Origin of the sequence: Peribacillus sp. NPDC096622 (genome assembly GCF_044762665.1) — a bacterium.
GTDB lineage: Bacteria > Bacillota > Bacilli > Bacillales > DSM-1321 > Peribacillus > Peribacillus frigoritolerans_B.
Genome location: NZ_JBIWES010000009.1, coordinates 57,280 through 76,488 on the forward strand (window position 1 = coordinate 57,280; position 19,209 = coordinate 76,488).

Sequence of the window (19,209 nt, forward strand, 5' to 3'; positions counted from 1 at the left end):
GAAATGATCAGGAATATAGTGATTGCCCTGCTTGTTGTAGTTGTTGCGGGAACTGCATTCTGGGGTTATCAAGAACATAAGGAAAAAAATGCTGTATTAATCAACGCCGAAAATACGTATCAGCGAGCCTTTCATGATTTAAGCTATCAAGTGGATTTATTGCACGATAAGGTCGGCAGTACTTTGGCCATGAATTCACGGTATTCATTAAGTCCGGCGTTAACAGATGTTTGGCGTATCACTTCCGAAGCCCAAAGTGATGTCGGGCAGTTGCCATTGACCCTGCTTCCTTTTAACAAGACAGAGGAATTTTTATCAAAAATTGCGGATTTCAGTTATAAAACAGCGGTACGTGACCTTGAAAAAGAACCATTGAATGATAAGGAATATGCGACTCTGCAATCCTTGTACACACAGGCAGGAGACATCCAGGGCGAGCTAAGGAAAGTGCAGTATCTAGTCCTTAAAAACAATTTAAGATGGATGGATGTCGAAATGGCTCTTGCATCAGGGAAAGAAAATTCGGATAACACGATCATTGATGGTTTAAAGACGGTAGAGAAAAAAGTATCAGGGTACGGGGAAACGAATGAGATGAATCCGACTTTTACTTCTGCACAACAGAGGGATGAAAACTTCAAAAATTTGCAAGGTGAAACCATTACGAAAGAAGAAGCAATCGCGACGGCAAAAAACTATGCACACTCAAAAAGCAAAAATTTGAAGGTGAACGTGGAAGAAAACGGAAAAGGTTCCGATTATGGATTTTATAGCGTGAGCATCCTCGATAAAGACTCCGATACTGAACTGAATATGGATTTGACCAAAAAAGGCGGTTACCCTATTTGGTATATCAATAATAGGGATGTGAACAAAACAAATATTGATTTGAATCAAGCCTATACAAAAGCCGAAGCTTTTTTAAAGGAACATGATTTTAGTTCACTTGAATTATTTGAAAGTGCTCAATACGATAATATCGCATTATTGAATTTCGTGACATCGGAAAATGGGGTCAAGATTTATCCAGATTCAGTCAAGGTCAAAATCGCATTGGATGATGGATCCGTTATAGGGTTTTCAGCTGATGAGTATTTAAAATCACACAAAACCAGGGAAATAGGGAATCCGAACATATCCGAGAAAGAAGCTAAGGATAAAATCAACAGTAATGTAAAAATAATGGAAGAAGGAAAGGCGTTAATTACCAATGATATTGGTGAAGAAGTTCTTTGTTATGAATTTCTCGGTACGATTAAAGACGATACCTACCGTATTTTCATTAATGCAGATACCGGTCAAGAAGAAAAGGTGGAAAAATTAAAGAATTCCGAACCGGTATACGAGAATTTAATTTAAATAATCATGAATCATAAGTTGCAGGGAAATGTGCTTAGTCACTTTCCCTTTTTCTTATTTCGTGACATAATAACTTAATGATCACTTGGAATATATGGGAAAATTCATGGGTAATATTATGTAGTTTTTTGAAAAGGACGTGGAAGACGATGTTTAAAATTGGTGATATATTAATGCTCGAGCCGAAATACACATCACAGAAGGAAAAGTTCAATTGTATGGTTGTAGAAATGGGAACGGGTTGTGTCTATAAGGACTAACCCATCGATGTAGGGACTGGGAAAATTGCATTCCTCATGGATGGGACACAGTTCAATGTCACATTTTCCAATGAAGAGCAGGCTGTTTATGTATTCGATTCTGAAGTGCTTGGAAAAGTGAAAGGAAGAATACCCATGATGCAACTATTGCTGCCCGAAGCAGAAACGTTTGTTAAAATCCAACGGAGGCAATACGTGCGCCTGGATGTAACCTTGGATACGGCCATTCATCCAGAACATTCCGAGTTTCCCCCTTTTCGTGCATTAACGGAGGATATTAGCGCAGGCGGAGCTTCCATAAGGCTTTTGAAAGGCACTAACATCCAATCAGTTTCGCAATTATACCTGTGGATGGCGCTTACGTTAAAATCAGGTGGGATTCATTATTTAAGGTTAAAAAGCAAAGTCATTCGCGTAACGGAAAAAGAGCATAGAAATATGCTGCTGCACGTCCAGTTTCTTGAACCTTCAAAAAATGATGTAAAGACATTAATGAGATTTATATTTGAAAAGCAGGTGGACTTAAAGAAAAAAGGCTTGCATGTTTAACATGATTGAATGAAAAACGGCGATTCCATCCATACTGCTAATATAAACAGATGGAGGGTGCGGCTGATATGAAAACATTTGAGAGACTATTAATTAAAGTGATCATCATCCAATTGGCCTGCTTATTTTTTTTCCAGTTCCTTTTGAGCATGGAGGATCAAATCTTTGATTTGACCAAGCTCTCGAGGTATGAAGGTGTTACCAGCAATAATTATACGAAAATCATTGAAACATTCAATGGGACCAATAAGTGAAGCGGTGATCCGCTTTTTTTTGTAAGAAGATTTTCAATAAAAGGATAACTTTTGATGGCTGTAGAGGTCAAAAAAAGAACGAAGGTGATTTTGAACCTACACATCCCTTTTATTAATGATTTTCCCGCTAGTTGTGATAAAATGAAAGGGTACTAAATAATCAGCATGATTGTAGGATTCTTGGGAGGATTTATGAAAAAAAAATTATCAGTCGCAATCGATGGACCAGCTGCTGCTGGAAAAAGCACGGTTGCTAAAATTGTTGCAGAAAAGTTCAATTACATATATGTGGATACAGGCGCAATGTACAGGGCCATTACCTATAAGGCCCTTAATCAAAAGATTCGCCTGGATGATGAACAAGCATTATCAGAAGTTCTCATCAATACGGAGATCGAATTAAGACCAAGTGAAAATGGCCAGTTGGTGTTCTTGGATAACGAGGACGTGACAGCCCAAATCAGGAACAATGAAGTGACCGGTTCCGTTTCGGAAGTGGCAAAGCACCGGAGCATCAGGGAGGAATTGGTTCGCAGGCAGCAAATCTTTGGTGAAAATGGCGGTGTCGTCATGGATGGCAGGGACATAGGTACGCATGTGTTACCAAACGCCGAAGTAAAGGTATTTCTAATCGCTTCCGTGGATGAAAGGGCACAGCGGAGGCATCAGGAAAATATATTGAAAGGTTTTCCATCGGATATCGAAAAATTAAGGGAAGAAATCGCAACAAGGGACAAGCTGGACTCCGAACGCGAGGTTTCGCCATTGAAAAAGGCAGCGGATGCTATCGAAATCGATACGACCTCATTATCGATTCAGGAAGTCGCAGAAAGTATCATGTCTTTAATAGAAGAGAGGAAAAGATGACATTGGATTTTTACACATTTGCCAAGAACATCGTAAAAGGCGTTTTAACGCCTTCGTTTAGGGTTAAAGCACTTGGAAAGGAACATATCCCTAAAGAGGGCGGGGTATTGATCTGTGCCAATCACATTGATAATTTGGATCCGCCCGTAGTTGGCATGACGTCTCCAAGGGATATTCATTTCATGGCGAAAGAAGAGTTGTTTCATGCACCTGTTTTAAAGGGTATATTACCAAGAGTAAATGCATTTCCCGTGAAACGCGGTAATAGCGATCGGGAATCCCTTAGAAAAGGCTTAAAGCTTTTGAAGGAGGGCAAGGCGATTGGTCTGTTTCCCGAGGGAACCAGAAGCAAGACCGGTGAATTGGGAGAAGGTTTGGCGGGTGCCGGATTTTTCGCATTGCGGTCTGATGCCGTTATCATACCGTGTGCAATCATCGGCCCATATAAATTTTTACGTCCATTGAAGGTCGTTTACGGTCCTCCAATAAATTTCACCGAATATCGTGAACAGAAAATATCAGCCGATGAAGCCACCAAGATCATCATGGAGCATATTGGGGAATTGATTTCCGAGCATAAATAGTCCTTCATACTTGACAATTTTCTGATTTTGTTAGAATTTATAAAATAAGGGTATTGTTCCTTTATTGCCGATGAAAAGGAATATGACTTTATTACTCTAAAAAAACTGTTTTTATCTTTATTAGGAAAGTGTTTTTATTGAACCACTTTAAATAAAATATGTGGCCGATGAAGAGGAAATTTGCTGATCAGTCATGGGTTAAGGAGGAGTTAGTAATGACAGAAGATATGAACCAAGTAGAAGTGAACAATTACAAAGTTGGGGATCAAGTTAAAGCAACCGTTTCAAAGGTAGAAGAAAAACAGGTCATTGTCGATGTGGAAAATAGCAAGACTGATGGAATCATACCCATCAGTGAGCTTTCAAGCCTGCATGTCGAAAAGGCGTCAGATGCCGTTTCGGAAGGTGATGCATTGGAGCTGGAAGTCATTAAAGTCGAAGAAGAAGCTCTCATTCTATCAAAACGTAAAATTGACGCTCTTAAGGCATGGGATGACCTGGAATTGAAATTTGAAAATGGAGACGTATTTGAGGCTGAAGTTAAAGATGTCGTCAAAGGCGGGCTTGTCGTAGATCTAGGCGTACGTGGTTTTGTTCCAGCTTCTCTAGTAGAAGACTATTTCGTTGAAGACTTTTCTGATTACAAAAACAAAACTTTAACATTCAAGATCGTTGAGCTTGAGAAAGACAAAAATCGCTTAATCCTCTCACATCGGGCAGTGGTCCAGGACCAAAAGGAAAAGCAAAAAGCAAACGTCTTGGATAAGATTGAAAGCGGGCAAGTGCTTGAGGGTGTGGTCCAAAGGATTACCGATTTTGGTGCGTTCGTGGATATTGGTGGCGTAGACGGCCTTGTCCACATTTCCCAGCTTTCCCATCAGCATGTCGACAAGGCATCCGATGTCGTTTCCGAAGGGGATAAGGTGCAGGTGAAAGTGCTATCCATCGATCGTGATAATGAAAGGATTTCACTTTCCATCAAGGATACCCTTCCTGGACCTTGGGCAGGAATTGCAGAAAAAGCGGCCAAAGGCTCTACACTGGAAGGTATCGTCAAACGCCTTGTTTCTTTCGGTGCATTCGTGGAAATTTTTCCAGGGGTAGAAGGGCTTGTCCATATATCACAAATTTCACACAAGCATATTGCCACTCCGCAAGAAGTACTTAAAGAAGGGCAGTCTGTCGAAGTGAAAGTGCTGGAAGTCAATGAAACGGATCAACGTTTATCATTGAGCATCAAGGAACTTGAAGAACCTCAATCCAATTACAACACATCAGATTATGAGATGCCTGAAGAATCGAAGGGTTTTCAGCTAGGTGAAATGATCGGTGATCAATTGAAAAAACTAAAATAAGATAATAATGGTGATGGCCTTGGAGAGAAAACAACGAAAATTAGATCATATAGAATTTGCGCTAAAGACAGGACAGCAGCATCAAACCGGACTAGAAGATATTTCGTTTATTCACCAAAGCTTACCAGGTATTTCCTTGAATAATGTGAACCTCACAGCAGAAGTTGGCGAACTTGAATTAAGTTCGCCAATTTTTATAAATGCCATGACCGGAGGCGGAGGCACTGAAACGGAAAAATTGAATGGTGACCTAGCCATTGCTGCAAGGGAAACGGGAATCGCCATGGCGGTAGGATCGCAAATGGCAGCCATCAAGGATCCTAGCCAGCAAGCTTCTTTTAAAGTTGTAAGGAAGGAAAATCCTGATGGTGTGTTGATTGGTAATCTCGGTGGTGAAGCAACAGTCGAACAGGCTAAGCGGGCAAGCGAAATGATCGGGGCCAATGCCCTTCAGATTCATATTAACGTCATCCAAGAATTGACGATGCCTGAAGGGGACAGGGATTTTGCGGGTACCCTTTCGAGAATAGAAAAAATCAACAAAACGATCGGAATTCCTGTCATCGTAAAAGAAGTTGGATTTGGGATGAGTATGGAAACGGTAAAGCAATTACATTCCGTGGGTGTTTCAATCATTGATGTAGGCGGGTTTGGCGGAACGAATTTTGCTAAAATCGAGAATGAAAGACGAGCAAAAATACTCGGATATTTTAATGAATGGGGCATACCGACAGCCGCTTCGATTGTCGAAGCAGTAAATGTTTCACCACAGCTTTCAGTCATTGGGTCGGGTGGCATCCAAAGCCCTTTGGAAATTACAAAAAGCCTGGCATTAGGAGCGAAAGGCGTCGGATTGGCCGGACATTTCCTCAAGCTCTATAAAGAGTTTGGCTTGGAACAATTGATTAAAGAAATACATTACATACATGAAGATTTGAAGGTCATCATGACAGCACTCGGGTGCGGTAATATATCAGAGCTAAGGAAATCCAAATTAGTCATCAAAGGAAATACCTACCATTGGTTATCTCAAAGAGGCATTGATTGTTCGGCGTATGCTAAATGAATGACCACAAAAAGGAAGCATCTCAATTGAAACGAATTGAGATGCTTCCTTTTTGTTCATGGATAGACTTAACTATTCCTTTTTCGTGCCACTTCAGGGCTTTCCATTCTTGTTGCCCCTTTATGACCCAGTGATTGGTCCCTGTCGGACTCCACCCGTTTACTTTCTTTCAATTTCTTCTCTTGCCGATCTTTTCCCATGTTCACACCTCCTTTTTAAATGATAGGGGGAAGTTTTTCCTCATTAATACCGTGCTTTACGTTTATACTTTGAATAAACAAGCCATAATGTTCCTAAAAGGGGGGACGCTGCATGGATGGAATTATATTTTATTGGATTTCATGGATAGTTTGGGTCATTGTCATGTATTTTATTCCGAAAACGGTTCCCTTTCGTTTTGATTTTCTTTTTCATCTATTAGCCGTTATGGTATTGGCGGGCTATAAACTGGAGGTTCCATTGGTTTCCGTACATTTGAGCGGCCCGTATCTCTTCCTTATATTGTGTGTATATATTAGGAAGAAATCAATCATCAAGATGATGGAACTGATCAGCGGAAGTCTTATTATCACTCTCGCTTATGCCAGTTTTCAACTTTTTTCTTTACTTGATCCGATATGGCTCATAATGAAACCGTCTTATCTGTTGTGTATTTTCCTGAATTATCTTATATTATTACTTTTTAAAAATTGGAAACATCGATTGTTCGTCCTTTTAATTGGGATGCTGATGGGAGATATCATATATTCCGGATTACTTGCTTACCACTCTTTACCTTATGTGGCGCTTGCTTACGCATGGCATGATAATGCCGTGTTGGTTTTGGGTGCAAACATACTGTGGAGAATGTTGGAACTGGTTGGCCAATACATTTATTCAATATCCCAATCGAGATTTTTATCAAAACAAGGAAAAGAGAATTTTAATCAATGAGTATGGAGAAAATTAGTATGGAGTATTAGCTGATTTATCAAAAGGCAGAAGTATTAATCGAACCAATTGGAATTGGAAGGCTTTTATTCATACAATCATTGTTGATTGGCGAGAAATTTGTTACTATAGGATAGTTAGAGGTCTGTAGATAAATCGTAAAATGCTCTAAACAATTAAAAAGGAAGCCGTAAGCCGAAGCTTTCTTCATTTTTTTGGGCTGTTTATAATCAAGTTTTAGCATGCAGGGGTGTTCAGCTTCATGTCACCTTAGGAACCGGGGCGTCAAGTGGACAAACTGCCCGTGAATACCTGATGAGTCTAACTGAAAATCAGTCGGGATTTTTCTTACTGATGAAAGATTCCTTTAAATGATGATGGATACAGCCTTTTCCTTTAAAAGGAAATTATGAAAATCAATAATGCAAAGCAACCGTAATAAATGCATTCATGAATTTCGTGACTTTGACAGAGATATAGTAGCAGAAAGGGTGAATAGCAATGCCAAAACCGGTAATTGCGATAGTCGGTCGTCCGAACGTGGGAAAATCGACAATCTTTAATAGAATAGTTGGAGAACGGGTTTCGATTGTTGAAGACGTTCCAGGAGTGACTCGGGACAGGATTTATAGTTCGGGTGAATGGTTGACACATGATTTCAACATTATTGATACAGGTGGAATTGATATCGGTGACGAGCCGTTCCTAGAACAAATTCGCCAGCAGGCTGAAATTGCCATTGACGAAGCTGATGTGATAATTTTTATGACGAATGGTCGTGAAGGTGTAACGGCTGCTGATGAAGAGGTCGCAAAGATACTCTATAAATCCAGAAAGCCGGTTGTCCTTGCAGTAAATAAAGTCGATAACCCAGAAATGAAAGATCAAATTTATGATTTCTATGCGTTAGGTTTTGGCGATCCATTCCCGATCTCCGGGTCTCATGGACTTGGTCTTGGTGACCTTCTGGATGAAGCGGCCAAACATTTCCCTAAATTTGACGGCCCGGATTATGCTGATGATGTCATTAAATTCAGTTTGATTGGAAGACCGAACGTAGGTAAATCTTCTCTTGTCAATGCATTGTTAGGTGAAGAGCGTGTCATTGTCAGTGATATTGAAGGTACGACTCGTGACGCGATTGACTCTCCGTATAAGTACAATGGCAAAGAGTATGTCATTATTGATACAGCAGGGATGCGGAAAAAAGGCAAAGTGTATGAAAGCACGGAAAAATATAGCGTACTTCGTGCATTAAGGGCAATTGAACGTTCAGACGTTGTTCTTGTAGTCCTGAACGCTGAAGAAGGAATTCGTGAGCAGGATAAGAAAATTGCAGGATATGCCCATGAAGCGGGTAGGGCGGTCATCATCGTCGTCAATAAGTGGGATGCCATCGAGAAAGATGAAAAAACGATGAAGGATTTTGAAGAAAAGATCCGTGCCCATTTCCTGTTCTTGGATTATGCGCCAATCATTTATCTGTCTGCCTTAACGAAAAAACGGACACATACCTTAATACCTGTCATTGATCAGGCTAGTGAGAATCATGCTATCCGGGTTCAGACAAATGTCTTGAATGAAGTGGTCATGGATGCCGTTGCGATGAATCCGACACCGACTCATAATGGCAACCGTTTGAAAATTTATTATACGACTCAGGTAGCGATCAAGCCGCCAACTTTCGTCGTATTCGTTAACGATCCGGAGTTATTGCATTTTTCATATGAGAGATTTTTAGAAAATCGAATTAGGGATGCCTTTGGTTTTGAAGGAACACCAATACGAATTTTTGGACGCCAGAGAAAATAGTAAAGGTGGTTATACCGTGGTAAAAGAAAAAGAAAGTATCGCTGTGATTGGAGCTGGGAGCTGGGGGACTGCTTTAGCGCTTGTAATCGCTGATAACCAGCATGAAGTGAGATTATGGGGACATAATCAGAATCAAATCAATGAAATCAATCAAAATCATACGAATGAAAAATACTTGCCTGGGATTGAATTGCCTTCGGGGATTAAAGGTTATTCTTCCCTTAAGGAAGCATTGGCCGGGATTGAAATAATTATTTTGGCGGTGCCGACCAAAGCCTACAGGGAAGTGCTTGGTCAGATTAAAGAGGCTCATGATAAACCATTGACGATCGTTCATGTGAGTAAGGGAATTGAACCTGATTCCCTGCTTCGTATATCGGAAATGATTGAAGAAGTCTCTTCGTCTGAATGGCTTAAGGATATAGTGGTTCTTTCAGGACCGAGCCATGCAGAAGAAGTCAGTCTGCGTCACCCGACAACAGTTGCCGTTTCTTCAAAGAATATGAAAGCTGCCGAAAGGGTTCAGGACATCTTTATCAATAATAATTTCCGTGTATATACAAATCCTGACTTGATTGGTGTTGAAATCGGAGGGGCTTTGAAGAACATCATTGCTTTGGCTGCCGGCATTACGGATGGTTTAGGCTATGGGGATAATGCCAAGGCTGCATTAATGACTCGAGGATTGGCTGAAATATCCCGTCTAGGGGTGGCCATGGGGGCTAACCCGCTAACGTTTTCAGGTTTAGCTGGGATTGGCGACTTGATCGTCACTTGTACAAGCGTCCATTCCCGTAATTGGAGAGCTGGGAATATGCTTGGTAAAGGGCAAAAGCTTGAAGAAGTTTTGGAAAACATGGGTATGGTCGTTGAAGGTGTCAGAACCACTAAAGCCGCCTATCAACTAGCCCAAAAGTACGAAGTGAATATGCCAATCACCGAAGCCCTGTACGATGTTTTATTCAATGGGGAAGAAGTGAAAAAGGCAGTTGACCTTTTGATGAATCGTTCAAAAACGAATGAGATGGAAGAACTTTTTAACATATTGGATAGCAGGCAGCAGGATTAACCTCCATTCTGTTGATTTTCATAAAAGAATTTCATTAAATTAGGCATTTGATGATGCGCCTTGCCGTTTATCAGCATACAATGCAACGAAAGTAAACTAGTAATTTGACCTCGGCACGGGGGATTTAGTCAAATGAGCAGAAGATATCTAAATATCTTCTGCTTTTTTTATGGGCAAAAAATCATCTGTTCTCTTTTTTATTTATGAATAATTGAATAGGTTATTCAATTTTGCATAAATCATTCTACATATTTCCTTGTTTTTTGTTGAAAATCGACTATTTTTTTTGGTATGAAAATTGCGAAGTATAATATGACCAAAAAATTCTATGGGAGGCGAGAAAAGTTTGTTAACTTTTCTCGCTTAAAGAGGAAGGGGAATGATACATGCAAACAGGTAATCTAAAAAGGTCTTTAAACTTATGGCATATCGTATTGCTCGGTGTTGGATATATGACGCCGATGGTTGTTTTTGATACATTCGGGATAGTTTCCGAAAAAACGGGGGGGCATGTGCCAACCGCTTATGTCATTGCTCTTTTAGCAATGTTGTTTACAGCAGCCAGCTATGGAAAAATGGTGAAGATATATCCGCAGGCAGGTTCATCCTATACTTACACACAAAAAACGATCAGTCCACATTTAGGCTTCCTTGTCGGGTGGTCGTCGTTACTTGATTATTTATTTTTACCGATGGTGAACGGCATTTTAACAAAAATATACTTAACTGCTCTTTTTCCGGAAGTTTATCCCTGGATATGGGTGGTGGCATTTGTCCTTTTAATGACAGTCATTAACTTATTCAATGTTAATCTTGCAGCCAACTTTAATAGCTTCCTTGTTTTTTTTCAAATGTTGGTCATCGTCATTTTTGGGGCACTTGTCGTTAAAGGAGTCATGGGGGGAGAGGGGACTGGAGAAGTCTTGTCGGTTCAGCCATTCATCGGGCCCGATATGGAAATTTCGACCCTCATAACTGGTGCTACAATCCTTTGTTTTTCTTTTTTGGGGTTTGACGCAGTCACTACTTTATCGGAAGAAACACCGAATCCATCCAAAACGGTCCCCCGGGCCATCTTTTTGACTGCCCTTATCGGAGGGGCCTTATTTGTGACGGCATCATTCTTTACACAGTTATTTTTCCCGGATGTTTCCCGTTTTAGCGATCCTGAAGCAGCTTCTCCGGAAATTGCCCTTTTCGTGGGCGGGAAGTTATTTCAGGCTTTCTTTCTTGCAGGAACATTATGCGGTACCCTTGCCTCCGGACTTGCATCTCACGCTAGTGTTTCTAGATTGCTATATGTAATGGGACGTGACCAAATGATCCCGAAAAAACTATTTGGGTTTGTCCACCCCAAATACAATACGCCATTTTTTAATGTCATTTTTGTCGGTTCGATATCACTGGTTGCCTTATTCCTTGATTTGGTTACGGCCACTTCTCTCATAAACTTTGGGGCTTTAATTGCATTTACCTTCGTTAATATTTGCGTAATCGTCCATTCAATAAGAAACAAAAGCTTCAGAACGATTAAAGGTTTTCTTTCAACTATTCTGTCCCCGGTTTTAGGCGCGGCTTCGGTCTTCATCCTTTGGCTTAATCTCGAGATGAGTTCCTTGATTTTAGGAATAGTCTGGGCGCTAATTGGGATTGGTTATCTTCTGTATCGGACAAAATGGTTTACGGAATCCCCTCCGCTATTCCATTTTGAAAAAGCACAGTGAATCTAATCTACTGTATTCATTCATTAAATGAGGAAGAGTGTTAAACGGCCGATGAGAAAATGAAGAGGTCATTCATGCTCATGCCTGTTGTTCAATTTTCCGTTCATGGCGTCAGCAATGTGTATTCAGCACATATGTCGCTTAGTATGGTTCCCGGGAGCTTTCTGGCTCGCTTATATGGTGATGCTTTTCACAGCGTACTTTATGGAAAGGCATTCCTTCTCTTAATTTACTGACTATTGTGACGGTTCTCGATGTCATGGTTAGGAAAATGGCTCCGAAAGCAAATGCTAACGTCGTCGCCTAGTTTTTGATGGTCATATTCATCGTTTTTATCTAACTGTGAAATTACATACGGGGAATGAATAATGAAAAGTGACGGGGCAGAAGCATTGGAAGCATATATATACCCTTGGCTCCTAAAACTTTGCAAACAGGCATGAGGCCATAATGACGGCATGGCGGGAGCTGTCCCATCTGTATAGCAAACCTGATTAGAATTTATAAGATAAGGTGAACGGTCCTTTATAAAATAAGTCTTAGCTGCATACCAGGTTTTTAGATCAAAAGGGTCCGTTAAAGGACCCTTTTGTTGTGGTGCGAATAAAGGTAAATGCTGGATATGAGTAAAGGTGCCTCTTATTTTTTATCTTGCAATTCGGAATTGTGATAAAATATAGGTTAGGTTACAAAAGGAGAGTGAAACTGTGTTATCTATTCCGGATGATAAAATTAGACCATTCATAACTATAACAATTGATCAGCCTACATTTTCAGACCAAAAAATTCATGAGATACAGGAACCTTTCTTCTTTCTTATGAAGGAAAATCAAGTGTTTGCGTATATCCGCATGGATGACCTCCCGTTAAATGAAAAAATCACGACAGTCGATCAGCTTTTACAGTATGCTTTTTCGATTGATAATGTCTGTAAATTGCACCCTAACATTTCCTTGCCGCATCTGTTTCAAATTATCGGTGAACCTATCGTACTGATAAAAACGGATGATGGCCTCCTAACCGGTTATGTAAAAAGGGAAGATGTATTAGCTGAATTATTCAAGCAGGACAGCAAACAAAATTTAGACCTGCTAAATGTTATATTAACCTCCATTCCCATGGGGATATTTGTTGCTGATAAAGAAAGAAATATCGTGAACTTCAATGAATCAGGCTTGAAGATGATAAAAAAGCCTTCTGAACAAGTCCTTAATGAACCTGCTGCGAACATCTTCAATAAGCAGCATATACATAGCGTGTTTGCCTGCGGGAGCAGTATTCTGAATCAGCTGGAGATTACTGATGTCATGAGTGTGCTTGTCGACTATAGCCCGATTCTGAATCATGAAAAAGAAGTCGAAGGCCTGATCATCATCGTTCAGGATTTACCGATGGTTGAGGAAATGGCCATGGAAATAGAATTGATAAAAAGCTCGAATAAAGACTTGAATGCCATTTTAGCGAATATCTATGATGAAATACTTGTAGTCAATCAAAAAGGAGAGCTGCTGCGCTATAGTGACAGCATCATCTCAGGTTTCTGGGGGAAGGATTTAAAAGATTATATCGGGAAGAATCTCTTGCAATTAGAAGATGAAGGGATTTTTAATCCTTCGGTCACCCGGTTAGTCCTTGAACAAAAAAAGAAAGTATCGATTGTCCAAGATACTAAAATGAATAAGAAAGTCCTTTCCGTAGGCACCCCTGTGTTCAATGAAAAAGGGGATATAGATCGAATAGTCATTGCATCTAGGGATATAACGGAAACGACACAATTGAAATCGGAATTAAATGAAATGAGGAAAGAACTGGACTCTTTCAAAAAACAGGATCAATTTTATAAAGAGTTGGTTTTTGCAAGTCCTAAAATGGAGCAGATAATCAGCCAAGTCAAGAAAATCGCACATTTTTCATCAACTGTATTAATCAATGGGGAGTCGGGAGTAGGTAAAGAAGTGATAGCTGAAGCCATTCATAAAATGGGCAGGCGATCTAAACAACCTTTCCTGAAGATAAATTGCGGGGCGATTCCGGAAAACCTCCTTGAAAGTGAATTGTTTGGTTATACGAAGGGTTCCTTTACAGGAGCTGATAAAAATGGGAAGGTAGGATACTTTCAGCAGGCCAATAAAGGTGTTTTATTCCTTGATGAAGTGGGTGACATGCCCATACATCTGCAAGTGAAGCTGCTGAGGGTGCTCCAGGAACAGGAAGTGATTCCGATTGGCAGCACTACACCCATTTCCATTGATGTTCAAATTGTTGCGGCCACGAATAAGAGTCTGGAAAAAATGGTCGAGATGGGCACGTTCAGAGAAGATTTATTCTATCGATTGAACGTCATACCCATTCATGTGCCCCCATTAAGGGAAAGGCCGGAGGATATACCGCCGCTAGCCTTTCATTTCCTCCAAAAATTGAATGAAAGGTATCAGCGGAATTACCACTTTTCCCCCGATGCATTAAATATACTGGAAGTCTATACCTGGCCAGGGAACATTCGTGAGTTGCAGAACATGATTGAAAGATTGGTCGTTTCTGCAGATGAAGAAATGATCGATGCTGACTTCATTCAAAGGTTCATACCTGTGGGCAGTGACTTTAAACAAACGAAACCCATCATTACGAGAATTCTCCCGCTGCAGGAAGCACAGGATCATGTTGAAGAGCAATTGATCATGCTTGCCATGAAACAGTATAAAACAACGACCAAAGCGGCTAAAGCGCTTGGGATAAGTCAATCGTCAGTGAGCAGGAAGTATCAAAAAGTGTTAGCTGAACAGAGTAAGAAAATTGAAAAAAATGCATTTTGAATAAAAGCCGTTGCCGAGTGATAAAAATCACTTGTCAACGGCTTTTATTTTTATGAGAGCATTTGGGAAGCTTTTTAATGATTTCCAAGGTTGTTTATGCAAAGTGAAATAACGATATGCATAATTGCATAGCTTTTAAGAGATTTATCAAAGAAAAGGCGATTTTATTGGTTAATTAACTTGGCATGGTTCTTGCTTGATTAGTAAGTATAAGAAAAAAGGGAGGTAAGCATCAAAGTTTCATAAAACAAGCAATCTAAATTAACCAATTAACTAAAGCTATAAAAAAAGGAGATTATAAAATGTCAATTAATGTAGAAAGTAAAAACACTCAAGCTAACCAATCAGCAACCCAAGATTATATTAAAAAAGTGCTTCAATTAATCGAGCAAAAAGAAATTTCAAAAGAAGATGCGCAGTGGGTGACAAAAGAAACTGTCGAGAATTTCCGTAACCATGTAAACCCTGGGTTTTTGGAATATCGGAAGACGGTCACTAAAGACACACAATTCGCTTCGGTGGAGTGGTCTGATCAAGATTCCTGTTTTACGGATGTAAATGGAAAAAAATATATTGATTGTTTAGGTGGGTTTGGTATTTATAATGTTGGCCATCGTAACCCTAAAGTAGTAAAGGCAGTAACCGATCAGTTACAAAGGCAAGCCCTTCATAGCCAGGACTTACTTGATCCATTACGTGCAATGCTTGCCAAGATCCTTGCCGAAATCACACCGGGAGATCTAAAATACTCATTCTTTACGAACAGCGGTACCGAGAGCGTGGAAGCTGCACTTAAGCTGGCTAAAATGTACAGTGACCGATACACGATCATTTCCACGACAAAATCATTTCATGGGAAAAGCCTTGGTTCCCTATCGGCAACGGCAAAGGGCATGTTCAGAAAACCGTTCATCCCGTTGGTACCAGGTGTGCGCCATGTACCATTCGGTGATGTGGATATGATGAGAAAAACGTTTGAAAGTTGTGCATTGGTCGGTGAAGATGTTGCTGCTGTACTGTTGGAGCCTATTCAAGGTGAAGGAGGGGTCATCCTTCCTCCGCAAGATTATTTAAAGCAGGTTCGGGCATTATGTGACGAATATGATGCGTTATTGATCTTGGATGAGGTGCAAACAGGAATGGGACGGACAGGTAAAATGTTCGCTTCTGAGCTATATGATGTTGTTCCGGACATTATTTGTTTAGCGAAAGCATTCGGCGGCGGAGTAATGCCTGCAGGGGCTGTGGTAGCCAATGAGAAAGTATTTAAAAGCTGGTTCGACAATCCATTCATGCACACTACGACATTTGGAGGAAATCCACTAGCTTGTGCTGCGGCCATTGCTACGATTGACGTACTTTTGGAAGAAAACTTACCGCAGCGTGCTGCAGAAGTTGGTGAATACTTCTTAAATGGGTTAAGGGAAGTGGCTGCTGATCACAAAGATAAGGTCTTGGAAATCCGCGGCCAAGGATTAATGATTGGTATTGAGTTCCATAAAGATGAAGTGGGGTATGAATTCTCAAAAGCCCTTTTTGATAAAGGCATCTTAGTGGCAGGTACGCTTATTAATTCCAAAACAATCAGGATCGAGCCGTCTTTGACCATTCAGCTGGATGAAGTCGATACAGTCATTAAAGCGTTTAAAGAAGTCTTGCCGACGCTTCAATCTTAATTTAAGTGAGCAGAAAAACAGCCTTTGGGCTGTTTTTTTGTTGTCTGGAGGTAGTGTGGGAATTACTTATATATTCCTCGTTATATTGATGCAACTCCGAAATTTTTTTAGCGAAAATGAGTAATGAAAACGGGAATTACACAGATTGGACAAGGATTTAATTCCTTTAACGTAATTTGGTATGTTATAATAATTTCTGGAAAAAGGAGTGATGAAGATATGACACCTGCTCTGCAAAAAATGTGGATATCCTTTATAGCTATGGGCTTTATGGTTATCTCAATATTTTTAATCTACTTAAGCCGCTATAAATTAAAAGGTTTTTGGAGAGTCTTGACAGCAATTATCGCATACATACTTATGATTCTGGCCGGTTTGATCATCCTTATAGTTGTTCTTAGCGGGCCAACCACTTGATAGGTGAGGAGAAATGATGAGGAATTTTTTCAAAATATTATGTTTATTGTGCATCTCTGTATCATTATCTGGCTGCTTATATCCGGAGAAGCAAAAAATGCAAAACCAACTGCCTTATAAAGAGCAAATACAATCCGTCCAAAGTGCAGTGGATCAATTTCAGAAAGATGAAGGCGGCATACTGCCCATAGTTACAAAAGATGCAGGTACACCGATTTATCAAAAATATGTCATAAAATTTTCTAAGATTTCGCCTAGGTATATGGCTGAACCGCCGGACAATGCCTTTGAATCAGGGGGCGTTTTTCAATACATCCTCGTTAATGTTGAAAAGGATCCGACTGTAAAGCTGTTGGATGTCAGGATGGCCCAGAAGATTCAAGATGTTTCCTTGAGATTGACTGCTTATCAGCAAAGCAATGGATACCCGCCATTTAAGGAAAGGTTATCTGATAATGTCTTCACGCTTGATTATGAAAAAATGGGGCTGAAGGAAGCTCCGACGGTCACGAGTCCATTTTCACAAAAAGACTTATACCTTGTAGTCGATGGTCAAGGCAGCATTTTTGTTGATTATACCCCTGATTTACTTGAGGCATTGAAGAAGCATGGGGGGGAAATCAAGCAAGGTGAAGATATCCGGGAACTGCTGGTGCAGAGTTCGGAGTTCGTCCCTGCCTATTCATTACCATATACAATTGATGAAAAAACAAAAACACCAATATTTCTTACAAAATAGGCATAACCCTTCTTCTGCAAAATATATTGTAGGGGAAGGGTTATTTCTTTTATCTTTATTTCATCTTACTTTTAAAATAACAACCCTTATATAAAAATTTCTGGTGGAGGAAGGGATTGAACCAGGGAAATAAATGGAATAAATTTTTAGGACAACATCATAGATATATATTGTCCTAAATAAATGCAAATGGATAAACGAAATCCCAAAACTCTAATTCGGGAGGGGATACCTTGGAAAAGGTAGATATTTTTAAAGATATAGCTGAACGGACCGGTGGCGATATATACTTGGGGGTGGTCGGTGCCGTCAGGACTGGTAAATCCACATTTATTAAAAAATTCATGGAACTGGTCGTCATTCCGAATATACCGTCAGAGGCGGACCGTGCCAGGGCACAGGATGAACTGCCTCAAAGTGCTGCCGGAAAGACGATCATGACGACGGAACCCAAATTCGTACCGAACCAGGCAGCATCGATTCAAGTAGCTGAAGGTCTCGACGTGAACATCCGTTTAGTCGATTGTGTCGGTTATACAATACCCGGGGCAAAAGGGTATGAAGATGAAAATGGTCCCCGCATGATTCACACGCCTTGGTATGAAGAGCCGATTCCGTTCAATGAAGCTGCAGAGATCGGTACTCGCAAAGTAATTCAGGATCATTCCACATTAGGCGTAGTCGTTACGACGGATGGTTCGATAGGAGAAATCCCCCGAAGTGATTATTTAGAGGCCGAGGAAAGGGTCGTCGAAGAATTGAAGGAGGTTGGCAAGCCGTTTATCATGATTGTCAATTCCGTTCAGCCTCACCACCCGAATACGGTAGCACTGAGGGAATCCTTGCAGGAAAAGTATGATATCCCCGTATTGGCCATGAGTGTCGAAGGAATGCGGGAATCGGATGTTTATAGCGTACTGCGCGAGGCCCTGTACGAATTTCCTGTTCTCGAGGTCAATGTTAATCTCCCGAGCTGGGTAATGGTTCTGCGCGAGGATCATTGGTTAAGGGAAAGTTACCAGGAAGCGGTTAAAGAGACCGTCAAGGACATTAAACGATTGAGGGATGTTGATCGTGTAGTCGGTCATTTCAATGAATTCGAGTTCATTGACCGTGCCGCTCTTGCAGGCATTGAGATGGGGCAGGGCGTTGCAGAAATAGACCTATATGCCCCTGATGAACTTTATGATGATATTCTGAAGGAAATTGTAGGTGTGGAGATTCGGGGCAAGGATCATCTGCTATCTTTGATGCAGGACTTTGCGTATGCGAAAGCAGAATATGATCAGGTGGCCGATGCGTTGAGGATGGTTAAACAAACTGGATATGGTGTCGCAGCCCCATCCCTTAACGATATGAGTCTTGATGAACCGGAAATCATCCGTCAGGGGGCCAGATTCGGTGTCAGGCTAAAAGCAGTGGCTCCTTCCATCCATATGATCAAGGTCGATGTCGAATCCGAATTCTCGCCAATCATCGGTACGGAAAAGCAAAGTGAGGAATTAGTCCGGTATCTGATGCAGGATTTCGAAGACAATCCACTTTCCATTTGGAACTCCGATATTTTTGGAAGAAGCCTAAGTTCTTACGTAAGGGAAGGCATACAGGTGAAATTAGCGATGATGCCAGACAATGCGCGCTATAAATTGAAAGAAACACTGGAGAGGATTATTAATGAGGGCAGTGGCGGATTGATTGCCATCATCTTATAGAAAACGTTTAAGGCTGGACCAAC

17 protein-coding genes are annotated in these 19,209 nt (G+C 40.7%); 16 read left to right on the forward strand and 1 reads right to left on the reverse strand.

What is annotated here, in order from left to right:
* Positions 1-3 precede the first annotated feature (3 nt).
* The 7 genes from ypeB to fni all read left to right on the forward strand — a co-directional run bounded on the left by ypeB (position 4) and on the right by fni (position 6,294).
* On the forward strand, positions 4-1,359 hold the full coding sequence (gene ypeB, locus ACIQYG_RS16665; protein WP_402839904.1) for a germination protein YpeB: 1,356 nt from the start codon (positions 4-6) through the stop codon (positions 1,357-1,359).
* A gap of 284 nt (positions 1,360-1,643) precedes the next feature.
* Positions 1,644-2,168, forward strand: coding sequence for a flagellar brake protein (locus ACIQYG_RS16670; RefSeq protein WP_402840259.1), 525 nt, complete (start codon positions 1,644-1,646; stop codon positions 2,166-2,168).
* Between the two features lie 68 nt (positions 2,169-2,236).
* Positions 2,237-2,422 carry a YpfB family protein gene (locus ACIQYG_RS16675; protein ID WP_402839907.1) on the forward strand — a complete coding sequence of 62 codons (186 nt, stop codon included), beginning with the start codon at positions 2,237-2,239 and terminating at the stop codon, positions 2,420-2,422.
* A gap of 192 nt (positions 2,423-2,614) precedes the next feature.
* Entirely contained in the window at positions 2,615-3,289 is a 675-nt protein-coding gene (gene cmk / locus ACIQYG_RS16680; RefSeq protein ID WP_251540836.1) for a (d)CMP kinase, read from the forward strand.
* Positions 3,286-3,873 carry a lysophospholipid acyltransferase family protein gene (locus ACIQYG_RS16685; protein ID WP_402839911.1) on the forward strand — a complete coding sequence of 196 codons (588 nt, stop codon included), beginning with the start codon at positions 3,286-3,288 and terminating at the stop codon, positions 3,871-3,873. The genes cmk and ACIQYG_RS16685 overlap by 4 nt, the downstream gene beginning before the upstream one ends.
* A 215-nt stretch (positions 3,874-4,088) precedes the next feature.
* Positions 4,089-5,228, forward strand: coding sequence for a 30S ribosomal protein S1 (gene rpsA / locus ACIQYG_RS16690; RefSeq protein ID WP_053535602.1), 1,140 nt, complete (start codon positions 4,089-4,091; stop codon positions 5,226-5,228).
* Positions 5,229-5,247: 19 nt separating this feature from the next.
* A complete protein-coding gene (gene fni, locus ACIQYG_RS16695; protein ID WP_402839915.1) occupies positions 5,248-6,294 on the forward strand; it encodes a type 2 isopentenyl-diphosphate Delta-isomerase in 1,047 nt (348 codons plus the stop codon).
* A 68-nt stretch (positions 6,295-6,362) separates the two neighbouring features.
* On the opposite strand, the gene ACIQYG_RS16700 is transcribed toward fni, so the two are convergent.
* Positions 6,363-6,494, reverse strand: a complete 132-nt coding sequence (locus ACIQYG_RS16700) for a YpzI family protein (protein ID WP_402839918.1) — start codon at positions 6,492-6,494, stop codon at positions 6,363-6,365.
* 112 nt (positions 6,495-6,606) lie between these two features.
* On the opposite strand from ACIQYG_RS16700, the gene ACIQYG_RS16705 reads away from it, so the two are divergent.
* From ACIQYG_RS16705 to spoIVA, 9 genes are all read left to right on the forward strand, one after another.
* Positions 6,607-7,227: a YphA family membrane protein gene (locus ACIQYG_RS16705; protein WP_402839921.1), complete on the forward strand. Its 621-nt coding sequence runs from the start codon at positions 6,607-6,609 to the stop codon at positions 7,225-7,227.
* Positions 7,228-7,725: 498 nt separating this feature from the next.
* Complete coding sequence (gene der, locus ACIQYG_RS16710; RefSeq protein WP_034308039.1) at positions 7,726-9,036, forward strand: ribosome biogenesis GTPase Der; 1,311 nt, start codon at positions 7,726-7,728, stop codon at positions 9,034-9,036.
* Between the two features lie 16 nt (positions 9,037-9,052).
* Positions 9,053-10,105 (forward strand): NAD(P)H-dependent glycerol-3-phosphate dehydrogenase, encoded by a 1,053-nt coding sequence (locus tag ACIQYG_RS16715; protein ID WP_402839924.1) that lies wholly within the window; start codon positions 9,053-9,055, stop codon positions 10,103-10,105.
* 386 nt (positions 10,106-10,491) lie between these two features.
* A complete protein-coding gene (locus ACIQYG_RS16720) occupies positions 10,492-11,829 on the forward strand; it encodes an APC family permease (protein ID WP_402839927.1) in 1,338 nt (445 codons plus the stop codon).
* Between the two features lie 707 nt (positions 11,830-12,536).
* On the forward strand, positions 12,537-14,642 hold the full coding sequence (locus tag ACIQYG_RS16725; RefSeq protein ID WP_402839929.1) for a sigma 54-interacting transcriptional regulator: 2,106 nt from the start codon (positions 12,537-12,539) through the stop codon (positions 14,640-14,642).
* Positions 14,643-14,944: 302 nt separating this feature from the next.
* Positions 14,945-16,318, forward strand: coding sequence for a putrescine aminotransferase (locus ACIQYG_RS16730; RefSeq protein ID WP_402839932.1), 1,374 nt, complete (start codon positions 14,945-14,947; stop codon positions 16,316-16,318).
* Between the two features lie 219 nt (positions 16,319-16,537).
* Positions 16,538-16,735 (forward strand): DUF2768 domain-containing protein, encoded by a 198-nt coding sequence (locus tag ACIQYG_RS16735; protein WP_048681698.1) that lies wholly within the window; start codon positions 16,538-16,540, stop codon positions 16,733-16,735.
* A 16-nt stretch (positions 16,736-16,751) separates the two neighbouring features.
* Positions 16,752-17,474 carry a hypothetical protein gene (locus ACIQYG_RS16740; RefSeq protein WP_402840261.1) on the forward strand — a complete coding sequence of 241 codons (723 nt, stop codon included), beginning with the start codon at positions 16,752-16,754 and terminating at the stop codon, positions 17,472-17,474.
* Positions 17,475-17,707: 233 nt separating this feature from the next.
* Positions 17,708-19,186 carry a stage IV sporulation protein A gene (spoIVA, locus tag ACIQYG_RS16745; protein WP_034308024.1) on the forward strand — a complete coding sequence of 493 codons (1,479 nt, stop codon included), beginning with the start codon at positions 17,708-17,710 and terminating at the stop codon, positions 19,184-19,186.
* The last annotated feature ends 23 nt before the right edge of the window (positions 19,187-19,209 follow it).

What these genes read in the sequence shown, in the direction of transcription:
- ypeB (WP_402839904.1), top strand. Translation starts at nt 4, where the DNA reads ATGATCAGGAATATAGTGATTGCCCTGCTTGTTGTAGTTGTTGCGGGA.
- ACIQYG_RS16675 (WP_402839907.1), top strand. Translation starts at nt 2,237, where the DNA reads ATGAAAACATTTGAGAGACTATTAATTAAAGTGATCATCATCCAATTG.
- cmk (WP_251540836.1), top strand. Translation starts at nt 2,615, where the DNA reads ATGAAAAAAAAATTATCAGTCGCAATCGATGGACCAGCTGCTGCTGGA.
- ACIQYG_RS16685 (WP_402839911.1), top strand. Translation starts at nt 3,286, where the DNA reads ATGACATTGGATTTTTACACATTTGCCAAGAACATCGTAAAAGGCGTT.
- rpsA (WP_053535602.1), top strand. Translation starts at nt 4,089, where the DNA reads ATGACAGAAGATATGAACCAAGTAGAAGTGAACAATTACAAAGTTGGG.
- ACIQYG_RS16700 (WP_402839918.1), bottom strand. Translation starts at nt 6,494, where the DNA reads ATGGGAAAAGATCGGCAAGAGAAGAAATTGAAAGAAAGTAAACGGGTG.
- ACIQYG_RS16705 (WP_402839921.1), top strand. Translation starts at nt 6,607, where the DNA reads ATGGATGGAATTATATTTTATTGGATTTCATGGATAGTTTGGGTCATT.
- der (WP_034308039.1), top strand. Translation starts at nt 7,726, where the DNA reads ATGCCAAAACCGGTAATTGCGATAGTCGGTCGTCCGAACGTGGGAAAA.
- ACIQYG_RS16720 (WP_402839927.1), top strand. Translation starts at nt 10,492, where the DNA reads ATGCAAACAGGTAATCTAAAAAGGTCTTTAAACTTATGGCATATCGTA.
- ACIQYG_RS16730 (WP_402839932.1), top strand. Translation starts at nt 14,945, where the DNA reads ATGTCAATTAATGTAGAAAGTAAAAACACTCAAGCTAACCAATCAGCA.
- ACIQYG_RS16735 (WP_048681698.1), top strand. Translation starts at nt 16,538, where the DNA reads ATGACACCTGCTCTGCAAAAAATGTGGATATCCTTTATAGCTATGGGC.
- ACIQYG_RS16740 (WP_402840261.1), top strand. Translation starts at nt 16,752, where the DNA reads ATGAGGAATTTTTTCAAAATATTATGTTTATTGTGCATCTCTGTATCA.